This is a genomic window from Mucilaginibacter sp. PAMB04168 (assembly GCF_039634365.2).
In the GTDB taxonomy this organism is placed as follows: domain Bacteria; phylum Bacteroidota; class Bacteroidia; order Sphingobacteriales; family Sphingobacteriaceae; genus Mucilaginibacter.
The window spans coordinates 2060209-2074870 of record NZ_CP155079.2; the positions used below are offsets into that span (position 1 = coordinate 2060209).

Below are 14662 nucleotides of genomic sequence, written 5' to 3' on the forward strand. Positions count from 1 at the left end.
AAAAAGATTGGTTTACCCCTCACTAGGTAATAGTAAATGGTCCTAATTTGCCCAATAATTAATTATTTTTTAATTAATAATATTAGGGGAAGCCGTTTCTATTAACCAATTAAAACCTTCTTTATGAGACCTTTAAAAATAATTTTGCTTTTACTTTTGTCGCTTACTGCTTTTATCTCGTGTAAAAAAGGCAATGCTGGCATTGAAGAAACCAGCGCGAGCGCTGACGATCTAACAGTCAAAAAAGATAATGCCGTATCGTGGGTAAACGTCATCCCGGCTAGTTCTTTCAGCTCGTTCTCTACGTACTGGAATAACCTTTACCCTTGGGGATCTGACCATAATGGTACAGCCAGAATGCGTGCGGAAAATATCAGCGTATCAGGCGGTGTATTAACGCTAACCAGTGCGCCAAGCGGCAGCGTGGGTAACAGCAATAAAGACCCTTACTTGCCTATCCATTACTATTCGGGCACCATCTATGCTAAAACAATCCCCGTGATTGATACATCATGGCCCAAATGGCACTTTAAAGGCGAGTTTCAGTGCGAATCCCAGCGCGGAACCTGGCCAGCGTTTTGGATTACAGGGGCAGACTCCTGGCCGCCTGAAAGCGATTTTATGGAATTTAAGGGAAGTGCAACCTGCTGGACAAATACTTACAAAAATTTAAGTGGAGGGTGGTCAAGTGTGGGTACAACCGTTGCTAGCCCTGGCAACTGGCATACTTACTCAGTATACGTAACCAAAACTAACGCAACCGACGTATCTATAGAATATTGGATAGACGGCTCGTTAAAAAGTACCCAAACCGGCGCCAACTTTGTAGGTAAACGATTTAACATCATAATTGATTATCAGATGGAGGGCGCATCAGGATCTCCGGGCCCTACCGGAACAACGTATATGCGTGCGCGAAACGTTATTGTTGAAAAAAGTGCAACCTTGTAAATAACCCCAGCGGCTTCCCCTTAAATTTACCATTCTCCTTGCTAGTCTACCAAACCCGAAAAAAACAATGCGTTTAAATGGGGTTTAAAATTAACTTTGAATTCTGCTAATTTGCCTGTCAGATGAACAGTCGTAAGATGTACAGTGATTATTTAACCCACATTTTAATTAATTGCCCCCGTTTATTTATTGTTTTGTCCCCCTATCTTCATAAATAAATCCCATTAATTAGCATTGTATTCTCTTAACCGGAGTTGCAAGCCCAATTTAAAAACCAACAACCCATGTCACCTTACTTTGTCCTGTATTGCAGGTTCCGGGTAAGGCTTAACCAATTGTTAAAATTAAGTATGTATGAGAAGAACACTAACTTATTATGTTCGGCTTACTGTGCTGGTAAGCCTTCTAATGCACAGCCTTTTGCAGCACGCCTTTGCACAGGCATCCTATGTAGTGACCGGGCGCGTACTCGATAGCAAAAGCGTGCCCCTGCCCGGTGCATCAATTAAAGTAAATGGAACACAACAAGGGGCGGTTGCTGATCCCAACGGTAACTTCAGACTTGAACTCAATGCACCGGTCACACTGGTTATATCCTTTACGGGCATGATTACCAAGACGGTGCAGGTAAGCTCTGCCAACACAAAGGTGGATGTTACCCTTGCTGATGGTGGTAAGCAGCTATCAGATGTGGTTGTTGTGGGTTACGGTACACAAAGAAGATCAGATGTAACGGGTTCGGTAGCTTCGGTACCCAAAAATCGATTGTCGCAGTTGCCGGTTACCAATGTACTGCAGGCGCTTGAGGGCGCCGTAGCCGGCGTAAATATCACTACGGTATCTTCTATCCCCGGGTCTCAGCCTGCTGCAACAGTTCGCGGTCAGAACTCCATTACTGCATCAAATGCGCCATTCGTAGTGGTAGATGGAATACCGCTGAGCAAAACAGGCGGATCACTGAACGATATCAATCCTAATGATATAGCTTCGATGGAAATACTGAAGGATGCCTCGGCAGCAGCTGTATACGGTACCAACGGTGCAAACGGAGTTATTTTAATTACAACCAAACGCGGCTCAATCGGCAAGCCGGTTATTCGGTACAACGGCTATGCAGGGCTGGAGAATTACGCTCATGTGCTCGAACCTCGCGACCCAGCTTCATTTACACAGAAGTACCTCGATTACCTTAAGCAGAACAATTTACCACAACAATTTACTGAGCCGGTTTACAACAATGGCGAACGTGCCAATTACGCAGCCGGAAGAACAGTGAACTGGTTAGACGAAATTAGTCAGCAGGGCGTGATGCAGGATCATAACCTCAGCGTTCAAGGCGGAAGTCCGGATGTTAAATACTTTGTGTCTGGCGACTACCTGAAACAGAAAGGTATTCTTCAGGGCTATCAATATCAACGCGTTAGTTTCCGTTCAAATCTGGATATTAATGTTACCGACTTTTTGACGGTAGGTGCATCTGCTTTTTTTACCAACAATAACTATGATGGTGGCCGGGTAAATCTTCTGTTTGCAACAGCACTTAGTCCATACGGCAACATTTATAATGCGGATGGTACCTATGCCATTTATCCGCAGGCCCCAGAGCAACTCTACACAAACGCTTTCCTGGGTTTAACAACTGATGTGGTTAACCGCAGCGTTAACGCGGTTGGCAACGGTTACGCAGACGTTAAATTTGATAAGCTAATTAAGGGATTAAGATACCGCCTTAATGTTGGCTATAATTATTTGCCTACCCGCTATAATAGCTACAGTGGCCGCTTGGCTAATTCAACAATAGGATCGGCAACAGCAACGGCTAATGAGACAACGGGTTATACAATTGACAACCTGCTTTATTATGTACGTGACTTTAACAAGCACCGTATTGATTTTACAGGTTTATACGGCGCTCAAAGAACGCGGTATTTTAGCCAAACTTCAGGCGCCACCGGCTTTGTTAACGATGCGCTTTCTTATAACAACATAGGTGCCGGAGCAACTCAAACAGCTGGCTCAAATTCTACTCGTTATGCGTTAAATTATTATATGGCCCGTGCGGTATATTCTTATGACCAGCGCTACGTGGCTACTTTAACTTTCCGCCGCGACGGCTCATCTGTTTTTGGTGCCAACACCAGTAAGTTTGGTACTTTTCCGTCAGCTGCATTAGCCTGGAACATCAGCAATGAGAACTTTATAAAAAGTGTAAAGTGGATCAACACGCTTAAACTGAGGGGTTCTTACGGCAAATCGGGCAATGAAGCAATTGGCGTTTACGGAACTATCACTACCGACAATAGCGTAAGATTTCCTTTTAACGGTGTAAGCCTTGTTGGTTTGCAGGCTGGTAACCTGGGTAATGTTAACCTGCAGTGGGAGACCACCAAATCAGGCAATATCGGTATAGACTTTGCCGTGCTTAACAGTCGTATAAGTGGTACCCTTGATTTTTATCATAACATTACCGATGGATTGCTGCTGCGAAGGGTGCTTCCGGCAGTAACCGGTTATGCTAACGTGTTAGACAATTTGGGTAAAACACGTAATAAGGGTGTTGAGCTTACTGTTAATACCCGCAACATACAATCTAAAACCTTTAGCTGGGAAAGTAACATTGTATTTGCCGCTAATAAGAACAAAATTGTTGACTTGTTTGGTGATGGCCAAAATGATGTTGCCAACAACTTATTTATAGGCTCGCCTGTAGGGTCGATTTACGATTACCGGATGACCGGTGTGTGGCAAACGGGAGAAGATGCTTCGAGGCAGGACCCCAGCGCAAAGCCCGGCGATCTGAAATTTGCTGACACCAACGGCGACGGCCGTATAACTGCTGATGATCGCGTTATTTTAGGGCAGACTGCCCCGAAATGGACAGGCGGTATTTCCAATACCTTCAGATACCAGAATTTAAGTTTGACCGTATTTATCCAAACAGCACAAGGTATGCTGCGAAACAATACAGATTTTAATTATGCCGATGAAGCCGGGCGCCGTAACACACCGGCCGAAATTGGATATTGGACGCCTACAAACGGCAGCCAGGAGTTCCAGTCGTTGTCTTACACTAATACGCGAGGCTATGGGTATCCGCGTAACGCTAGCTTTACACGTTTGAAAGATATAACCTTAAGCTACACAGTACCTCAAAGTATGGTTAACAAGCTGGGCATATCAACACTAAGCATTTATGCCAGCGGGCGCAACCTGCATACCTGGACCAAGTGGATTGGTTGGGACCCTCAGCAAACTTATTATACCCGCGGTGTTACCAGCCAGGCTAACGATCAGAGTGCGTTTGCAGCAGGCTTTAATAATAACTATCCCATTACGCGTACAGTTGTTTTAGGGTTAAACATTTCGTTGAAATAATATCTGAAGATATCATGAAAAGAACTTCCATTATAATAGGCGCATTAGTAGTTGTAATACTGGGCGCTGCATCCTGTAAGAAAGCTTTTTTGGATGAAAAGCCATATTCAAACTACATACCGTCAACAGTAACCGATTCGCTTGGATTTGAGGCATCCCTAATTGGTTTGTATCAATATCAAACCGGTACGCTAACATGGTCGGCTGACCAGGGCTGGCCCAGTGTTTGGCAAGTGGGTACAGATGTAGCTAATGCCACCGCACAGCAGCAGGGCATTGAAGTACCTTATTACACCTATTCGCAATTAACCGCTACAGATAGGGCTGCATCGATTACCTGGAGCCGCTATTATGCTTTAATTAACAATGCAAACATCATTATTGATGGATTACAGTCTGCCACAGGTATGGGCGCCGTAGGTAAGCGTTTGGTAGAGGCCGAGGCAAAGTTTTTTAGGGGATACGCTTATAACACCTTGGCCACGCTTTACGGTCGGGTACCTATTATTTTGCATACCATTACCAGTCCTAAGCTGGATTTTACCCGTGCACCGCTCGAAGAAGTGAACAACCAGATTACAAGCGACCTGGCATTTGCTGCAGCTAACCTGCCCGACCTGAACGCTGGCAACAGCAGAACAAACGCAGCAGGCAAACCCGTAGGCCGGGCTAACAAGTATATGGCTATGCAGGTACTTGCTGAAGCCTACTTGCGGATGGGTAAAAATGACCTGGCAGAACAGCAGGCCCAAGCCGTTATCAATAGCGGTAAGTTCGGCCTGATCCGTTCTCGTTATGGAGTTAGGGCTGGGGGTGCCGGCGACTATTATTCAGATATGTTTGTTTATGGTAACCAGCGCCGCTCACAAGGTAATACAGAGGCTATATGGGTTTTAGAGCAGGAAAACCCTTCACTGGTACCAGGCGGCAATGTGGATAATGCACAACAGCGTCGTGTTTTTGGTGCCGCCTATTATGCTATTCCAGGTATGCTACCGGCAGATTCGCTGGGCGGTAGGAGTGTAGGCAGGTTGCGCCTGAGCAATTGGGTATTATACCGGTTGTATAAAGGCAACGATATCCGCAATTCTCAGTACAGTATTAAGCGCCGGTACTACTATAATGACCCGGCACCTGCTTACGCATCCCTGTATGGTAAGCCGGTTCCGTTTACCGGTGCCGATACACTTTTTCGTATCGCACCCAGTACGCTTAAATGGGGCGCTTTCGACCCTAATGACACATTCGGCTATGCTATGATTAAAGACTTTATTATGATGCGGTTGGGCGAAACTTATCTTTTGCTGGCCGAAGCGCAGTTTAAACAAGGCAAAATAGGCGATGCTGTAAATTCTATCAACGTTTTGCGTACCCGTGCCAATGCGCCGCAGGCTACAGCAACTGAAATGTCGCTCGACCTGATATTAGACGAACGTGCAAGGGAATTGATTGCAGAAGAAAACAGACGGATGACGCTGATGCGTACCGGTACTTTAGTTACAAGGGCGTTAAATTTAAACAGTAACGATCCTCAAAAGCCAACAACTGGCCTTACCAACACCCACCTGCTGTTGCCCATTCCTTTAACAGATATTCAGGTAAATAAAGATGCCAGGCTTGAACAAAATCCGGGCTATTAAAAAAAAGCGGGTTCGTCCATCGAACCCGCTTTTTTTTGTTTAAGTCGCTTAGGCTTCTAAACGGAGATGTAGGTGTCATTGAGTGCGGCATTATTAATCAATTGATTCATCAAATCTCAGCCTGTGCCATCCATTAAGCACCGTAATAATGAATTTGCCCCTTATCAAATATGGATTTACCCCTTCTGGTGGTTAATTATTTATATTTTATTTGCAATGAGAAGAAACCAAAACCAATTATAACCAAACCAATTTATGAAAAAACATTTACCTAGTTAAACTCCAATCATCGCTCCCAATGCCACTAATTGATGGTATAAAATGCAGCGACCAAGCTATTGCTTTTATAGTAGTACTTAGCCAAATAAGACAACCAATATTAAAATCTGTTGCGGGATGTTAGTCAGCCCCACTTGCATGTGTTTACATTAAGCCCGTGTGATCTACCTGTGTATACAATAGGCGTTGGCACCGCTTTGTCCAATTTACTTGGATAAAAGAGTAATAGCATGGGTTATTAGGTGCCTGGCATTAATTAATAGGTGGCGATAGCTCACTTATAGTGTTGGGGACCAACTTTATAAGCTATATGGCGATGTTTCAGGAGCAACGGATTTTTAAGGAAGCGGCTTCAATTAGTAATCACTAAAGTTTTCCAATTACAACATCCTTTTATAAACAGAAAATACTAACCAATTACTCTTTAATTATGAAAGTTTTGCTCAAAACCACACTGCTATGCCTATGGACATTCGTGTCCTTGAGTGTAGTGGCTTCCTCTCACAGCAAAAAAGCACATCCCACCCGTAAGCGATTCCCCCAAACAACCCGGGCCGATTATCAGGGTACGGTGTCGGATGCTCAGAACAACCCTTTAGCCGATGTTGCAATCAGGGTGTCGGGAAAGCAGATAGTAGTTAAAACCAACAGGAAAGGCCTATTCAATTTAACGGCAGAAAGTGGCGACACCATTGTTGTAAGTTTAAACGGATTTAAGAACTTAACCTACATTTTGGGTAACGAAGCTCAACTTGCCCTAACATTAGAAGCAGATAACACTTTGCCGTTGGTTAAGCCTACCACAGTGCAGCAGATATACCATTCTGTTCCACAGGAGTTTAACGTTAGTTCAACAGACGCTGTGTATAACAGCGAGTTAATTAAATCTCCGGTTACGAGTTTCAGGAACGCAATAACCGGCCGGCTCGCTGGTTTGTATACATTACAAACGTCCGGACTTCCTGGTTCAGACGGGGCAAACCTAACCTTAAGGGGCCAGAGCCCTATAATTCTTATAGATGGAGTAGTTGCCAACCTAACCACTTTTGATTTAGAAGAGATTGAATCGGTGACGGTTTTAAAGGATGCACTTGCCACGGCCATGTTAGGCGTACGTGGTAGCCATGGGGCCATCTTGGTTACTACCCGAAAGGGGAGTGCCAGAAAACAGCAGCTGTCGTTCACCGTACAATCTGCTGTACAACAGCCAATAACCTGGCCTAAACCGCTAAACGCGTTTAACTATGCAACGCTGAGAAATGAAGCATTACGCAATGACGGCGTGCCGGCTGCATCCGGTTTATATTACAATCAGGCTGCACTTGATGCTTACAAAAACAATTCTGATCCCATTAATTTTCCGAATGTAGATTACAGGCGGGCTATTACCAAAAACAGTTCTGTATTTAATAGGTACACCTTTAGTGCAAGCGGTGGCAACCAGTCGGCCAAATACTTCGTTTCATTAGAACATGTAAACCAGGGCGGCTTTTTTAAAACGGTTGATACTACCGCTTATAATACTAACAACAACTTTAAAAGCTATGTCATCCGCTCAAACGTTGATTTGAACATTACCAACAAGCTAACCGGCGGGTTATATCTTTTAGGTAGAATTCAGAATACAAACGAGCCTGGCGTTACCACCGGAACAATTATCTCCAATTTGTTAAATACTCCGGCTAATGCGTACCCGCTTTTAAATCCTAACAATTCGTATGGCGGTTCGCAACTCTATCAAACTAACCTGTTGGCGCAAACCATTGGCTCAGGTTACCGGCAACGATATTTCAGAGATATTCTCGTGAACCTGTATTTAAAGCAGAATCTGGATGATTTAGTTAAAGGCTTATGGATTAAAGGAAAAGTGGCCTATAACTCAACTCTGGCAGAAGATATCAATAGAAGCAAATCGTTTGCAGTGTTTCAGCAAGGTGCTACGTCCCTGGCTCAATTTGGCACAAATGGCGCACAATCAAATTCCAATTCAATAGCCTACCAGGGCAGGCAGGATTACGAGGAATTTTCGATTGGGTACGATAAGAACTTTAATAAGCACGGTTTAAATGTACTGTTATTAGCCAATAGGGACAATGCAACCACCCCAAGCGATGCGCAAGCTTTGCCATATACCATTGTGGGGACCTCAGGTAGGTTTGCCTATAATTACGATGGTAAATACCTGGCAGAAGCTGCCTTTGGGTTTAATGGTTCGAACCGCTACCCGCCTGATGGCAACACCAAGCTGGGCTTCTTTCCTGCTTTCGGCTTGGGATGGAACATAGAGAAAGAGGATTTTATGAAGCCGGTAAGCATGCTTAATCGTTTAAAGCTTTATGCCTCTTACGGTATAAGTGGATGGGATAATCCTGGCTATTTTATTTACTACCCACGCTATTTTGACGGCCCTTCCCCTTATTTTGGAACCGGTGCAGGTACAGTAACATCTATCACAGAGGGAGTACTGCCCAATGCCAACATAACGTTCGAGAAAGCAAAAAAACTAAATATCGGATTAACCGGAACATTGCTGGATAACAGGCTGTCGTTCACGGCAGAGTATTACAATAATAAATACTATGATTTAATTCAGCAACGTGGTGCCAGTGCTGGTTTGTTGGGCAATATTTACCCTGATGAGAACATTGGGCAAAACAGGTATTATGGTTGGGAAGGGCAGTTGAGTTGGCAACAACATGTTAACAAGTTCCAATACTTCATATCAGTAAACGCATCAACCGTAGGCAGTAAAGTATTATTTGCTGACGAAGTAACCCGTCCATACGCCTACATGTATCAAACAGGTCAGCCCGTTGGCCAGCAGTTCGGGTATGTTTCACAAGGTTTGTTTCAAAGCCAGGCCGAAATTAACAGTAGCCCTACCACTGTTGGTTACAAACCACAGCCGGGCGATATCAAGTATCAGGATCTAAACGCCGACGGAATCATCAATCAAAATGATATTACTGCTATCGGGTCTACCAAGCCGCTTTTCTTTTACGGCATTTCACTCGGTGCAGGCTGGAAAGGAATTGATTTTAGCGTGCTGTTTCAAGGCGTCCAAAACCGGAATGTTTATTTAAGCGGCAACAGTTACTGGGCGTTTCAGAACAACGGTACCGGACAAGCATACGAACAGAACCTGAACCGATGGACGCCACAAACGGCAGCAACGGCCACCTACCCGCGGCTGAGTTATGGTGCCAATTCTAACAACGATGCCATGTCTTCTTTCTGGATCAGGAGCGGGGATTATTTCCGCTTAAAAAATATTGAGATAGGCTATTCCTTGCCAACCGCATGGGTGAGCAAATTAGGACTAAGTTCTACAAGGCTTTTTGCCAATGGCTATAATCTGTTTACAAAAAGTTCATCACAATTGGATGGATTGTCTCCTGAGTCTTTTGCTGGCGGCTTCCCGGTACTCCGCCTCTATAACTTTGGTATAAACGTAAAATTTTAACGACCTCACAAGTATGAAAAAGCATTTTTACTTAATATGTTCATTCGGGCTGTTCATCTTCATGAGTACGTCCTGTCGTAAGTACGAAGAGCAGCCAAAAGACTGGTTTACCAAAGAAATGGCCTTCGACTCAACCGACAAGAATGGGATTGTAGCAGGTTATGTGTTGAACAACATTTATACCTACATCCCCGACGGGTTTGCCCGGGTAAACGGCGAATTTTTAGATGCGGCAACAGATGATGCCGTACCATCGAGGTACAACACGCAGGTTGAATATTTTACCCGCGGTACGGTTACGGCTCAAAATAACCCTGAAGAAAATACCGGCAACGGCTACACACTAACTTTTTGGGCCAATTGTTATTCCGGCATTCGCAGAGCCAACTTGTTTTTAGCCAATATTAACAAAGTGCCGGTAACCGCGCAAACTAAGCAATACTGGATTTCGGAAGCCCGTTTTTTGCGTGCCTATTTTTACTGGGAACTGCTTAAAAGATATGGCGGCGTGCCCCTTATAGGTGATACCGTTTACGGTTTGGAAGATGACATTAAACTTCCCCGGAACACTTTTGCCGAAACGGTAGATTACATTATAAGTGAATGTAATTCGGTCAAAAATAATATGCGCCCCGATCCTGTTTCAACTTCCGACTTCGGGCGGGTATCAAAAGGTGCAGCGGTTGCATTAAAATGCCGTGTATTGCTTTATGCTGCCAGTCCGCTTTTTAACGGCGGTGGTTTTGAATCTGATGCCACAAAAAAGGCATTAACCGGTTACCCAAGCAATAACCCAAATCGCTGGCAAGCAGTTGCAGATGCTTATACCGAATTTAAAGCTTTGGGTTATTACAACCTGGTTTCCAGCGGTACTCCAACGCCTTTTATCTCAGTATTTATCAATAAGATGTCGGCCGAGATAATTTTTGCCAAGCAAAGTGCCAACACCCTTACACTCGAGAATAACCAATCTCCTGTTGGATACATTGCCGCAAACGTAAAAAGTCAGGGGTTAACCAGTCCTACCCAAAATTTGGTTGATGCATTTCCAATGTTAAACGGATTGGGTATCAATGATGCCGGATCAGGCTATTCGGCGTCTGCACCTTACAATGGCCGTGATCCGAGGTTGGCTGCCACTGTATTTCATAATGGTTTAATCTGGTTAAACCGCCCCGTGCAAACTTATGAAGGCGGTTTAGACAAACCCAATAACACGGGTATATCCACTGTTCAAACCCGTACTGGTTATTACCTGCGTAAATTCCTGGGCAACTTTGCTACCAGTACTACCTACTCTAATACCAGTCATAACTTTCCCATTTTTCGTTATGCGGAGATCATCCTGAATTATGCGGAAGCGCTGAATGAACTTGGGCGAACAGAAGAGGCCGTTCAACAGGTTGCTTTGATAAGACAACGGGGAGGTATTGCTGCAGGCGCTAACAGCCGGTATGGTATACCTGCTGGAATTACTCAGGCAAACCTCAGAACGCTCATTATGAACGAACGCAGGATTGAATTTGCCTTTGAAGAACACCGCTTTTGGGATATACGGAGATGGAAAATAGCTCCCCAGGTGATGACACAGAATCTGGCCGGCGTTTCTATAACCAATGGAACAACGCCGTCTTTTCAACCAATTTCTGTAACAACGCCGGTGTGGAATGATCGCCTGTATCATATGCCCATCCCTTATGACGAAGTGCTCAAGAATCCCAAACTCATTCAAAACGAGGGCTGGTAACCTCTATGTTCAGGCAATTAATCATCAATTAAAGATTAAAAATGAAAAATATTTTTTATTGGGTTCTCGCCATCTACTGCTTATGCAGTGTGAAAGCCATGGCGCAGAACAACAACATCTCAGGATTGGTTTCAGACACGACGGGTGCTCCCATAGCTGGCGCAACCGTTACAGAAAAGGGGGTAAGCAATTCCGTTCAAACAAACGCTGTAGGTCGTTTTACACTTGCCTTAAAAGGTACATCAAAAACGCTGGTAGTATCTATTGTAGGTTTTATTACAAGGGAGATTAACATAGGCAGTCAGCAAACAATATCGGTAAGGCTGAGAGAATCTTCTCAAGGGCTTTCGGAAGTTGTAGTGGTAGGCTATGGTACGCAAAAAAAGATAACAACCACAGGCGCCATTAGCACAGTATCGGGTGCGGACCTGCGCCGGAACCCTGCTGCCAGTATTCAGAACACGATGGCTGGAAAACTTCCGGGCTTTTTTACGCAGCAAACCTCGGGGCGCCCGGGTGCAGATGGGGCCGATTTTTACATTCGTGGGGTTAGTTCTTTCAACTCCGGTAACAATTCGCCTACCATTTATGTAGATGATATTGAGTATACGCTCGATCAGTTTTCGAGGCTCGACCCAAATGAAATTGAATCGGTAACGGTTTTGAAAGATGCATCAGCAACGGCTGTATTTGGTGTCAGGGGAGCTAATGGTGTAATTATCGTTACCACTCGTCGCGGCAAAATTGGTACCCCTCAAATTACTTTTCGTGGAGAGACCAGCATTTCACAGCCCACTATTTTCCCCAAATTTCTGAATGCGTATGATGCTGCGGTACTGTACAACCAGGGCAGGAAAAACGATGGCCAAACACCCCAGTTTTCGGATGCTGATTTGGCCGCCTACCGCGATCATACCGACCCTTACGGGCATCCGGACATAAACTGGAAAGATGAGTTGTTTAAAAAGTATAGCCAACAGTATCGCGGCAACTTTGATGTTAGCGGCGGCAGTCAAACCGTTAGATACTTTGTATCTGCCGGCTATCTTCATCAGGATGGTATGGTAAAGGATTTTGGCAGCAAGGTTGGCGTAAATAACAATTATTACAACGAGCGCTATAACTACCGTTCAAACCTCGATTTGAAATTAACCTCAAGTACAGATTTCAAAATCGATTTATCAGGCAACATCAGCACCATCAATGTGCCGCAAGTAGGTAGTCCGAACGGCTGGAATGATGTATTTGCCGATTATGGCAGTATATGGACGCTTGCACCCTGGGCTTATCCGCTTTACAATCCCGATGGATCATTAGGTTACAGCCAGTGGGCCCGTAGTCCGGGTACAGGTGGTACCGTTTACGATGCCAATAACATTATTGGCCGGCTAACTTACCTGGGCTATGTGCGCACGTTTGAAAACAACATGAACTTAGCAGCACAGTTAAATCAAAAGCTGAATTTCGTTACAAAAGGCTTATCGTTAAAAGGAACTTTATCTTACGCTTCTAACTACAACAATCCCAACGTACGCATGGATGGCGGCGAGTTTCCTTCCTTTATTTACGATGCTGCTGCTAATACCTATACACCCCGCAATAGTAACGTTTTCCGTGTAAGGAGGTTAATAAGGGGCTCTAATAATGGCAGTACTATCCGGTTGCTCAATGCGCAGGCATCTTTAAATTACGATAGAAGCTTCGGACCTCATCATGTAAACGCCCTGGCACTGGTGTTACAACAATCTGATACGCGGGCCGGCACCGGCGAGTATAACTTTAAACCTAGCGTGTTTAGAAGTTATGTTGGTCGTTTAGGTTATAATTTCAGGGAAAAATATTTACTGGAATTTAACGGCGCTATTAACGGGTCAGACCGGTTTAACATTGATAAGCGCTTCGGTTTCTTCCCTGCCGTATCAGCCGGCTGGGTAATGAGTCAGGAAGCATTTATGAAGAAGGTGGATTTTGTTAGTCTGTTTAAAATTCGCGGTTCTTATGGTTTAACAGGTAACGACAAACTCGGCGGATTTAGCTATTACTATCAGCAGGTTTATACCTCTAATGGAAACCAGACTTACTTTGGTAACCCAAACCCTAACACCAGCGGCGGTATATATGAAGGAAGACTGGGGAACCTGGAGGTAACCTGGGAAACCGAAAAGAAACTGGACTTAGGTTTAGAGCTGGGTTTTTTTAACAATAAGCTTACCGCTACAGTTGAATATTTTAATAACAATAGGTTTGATATCCTGACAGACCGCGGCGGAGCAGCCGATCCAAGGTTTGGCTCAGTTTCACTGGCCTTTGGACAGAGTCTTCCGCCGGTTAACATTGGTAAGGTTAACAATAAGGGCTACGAGTTTGATGTTAATTACAACGGAAGAGTTGCAAAGGATTTTACTTTTAGTGTAAGAGGCACCTATTCTTTTGCAAAAAACAGAATAGATTTTGCTGATGAGCCTTCGTACTTGTATGGTTACCAGGCATACACAGGTCACCCCATCAATACACAGCGTGTTTATACCTGGATTGGTTATTACCAGGACGCTAATGATATTGCCAACAGTGCTAAGCCTGCCGGCCTTACCGTTCGTCCGGGAGATTTGAAATATGCTGACTTAAATGGAGACGGTATTATTAACGGCTATGATGCCAGCGTGCAGGGTAACCCGAATATCCCTAATACTACAGGGGGCTTAAATTTATCGGTACGGTATAAAAATTTCAACTTTGGTGTATTCTTCCAGGGATCGAGAAATTTCAATGTGCGGGGCGCTGCCGAAGCCATTCAGCCATTCGGCTCCAACTTCAGGGCTATTCATCAGCAAGCCTGGACACCCGAAAATGCAGGCAACGCGCAGTTTCCGCTGCTTTCATTCGTTCCCGGTATCAGCGATTCGAGGGCCTATCCGTCTACCTTCTGGCTAATTCCGGGAGATTTTATCCGCTTAAAAACCGCCGAAATTGGCTACGCATTTCCCAAGAGTATTGCGTCAAAACTAAAAATGAAGGATTTGAGAATATACTCAAACGGATACAATTTATTTACCTGGACCAAGCTTAGTAAGCTTTATCAATTGGATCCTGAAATTGGTCAGGGTACAAACGGATCAGGCGGTACCGACAGGACCAATTATCCGCCGCAAAGGACATTTAACTTTGGTATTTCTGCAACATTTTAATGATTGAGGTTTAAATCAATAA

At 44.4% G+C, this 14662-nt stretch carries 6 protein-coding genes; all 6 read left to right on the forward strand.

Annotated features, from left to right (window positions below; translation table 11 throughout):
* Nucleotides 1–123: 123 nt before the first annotated feature.
* The 6 genes from ABDD94_RS08950 to ABDD94_RS08975 all read left to right on the forward strand — a co-directional run bounded on the left by ABDD94_RS08950 (nt 124) and on the right by ABDD94_RS08975 (nt 14640).
* Nucleotides 124–951, forward strand: a complete 828-nt coding sequence (locus ABDD94_RS08950) for a glycoside hydrolase (RefSeq protein ID WP_345955574.1) — start codon at nt 124–126, stop codon at nt 949–951.
* Nucleotides 952–1305: 354 nt separating this feature from the next.
* A complete protein-coding gene (locus ABDD94_RS08955; RefSeq protein ID WP_345955575.1) occupies nt 1306–4326 on the forward strand; it encodes a TonB-dependent receptor in 3021 nt (1006 codons plus the stop codon).
* A gap of 14 nt (nt 4327–4340) precedes the next feature.
* On the forward strand, nt 4341–5966 hold the full coding sequence (locus tag ABDD94_RS08960) for a RagB/SusD family nutrient uptake outer membrane protein (RefSeq protein WP_345955576.1): 1626 nt from the start codon (nt 4341–4343) through the stop codon (nt 5964–5966).
* Nucleotides 5967–6675: 709 nt separating this feature from the next.
* Nucleotides 6676–9708 (forward strand): SusC/RagA family TonB-linked outer membrane protein, encoded by a 3033-nt coding sequence (locus ABDD94_RS08965; RefSeq protein WP_345955577.1) that lies wholly within the window; start codon nt 6676–6678, stop codon nt 9706–9708.
* Between the two features lie 13 nt (nt 9709–9721).
* Nucleotides 9722–11455 carry a RagB/SusD family nutrient uptake outer membrane protein gene (locus tag ABDD94_RS08970; protein WP_345955578.1) on the forward strand — a complete coding sequence of 578 codons (1734 nt, stop codon included), beginning with the start codon at nt 9722–9724 and terminating at the stop codon, nt 11453–11455.
* Nucleotides 11456–11496: 41 nt separating this feature from the next.
* Nucleotides 11497–14640 carry a TonB-dependent receptor gene (locus tag ABDD94_RS08975; RefSeq protein WP_345955579.1) on the forward strand — a complete coding sequence of 1048 codons (3144 nt, stop codon included), beginning with the start codon at nt 11497–11499 and terminating at the stop codon, nt 14638–14640.
* The last annotated feature ends 22 nt before the right edge of the window (nt 14641–14662 follow it).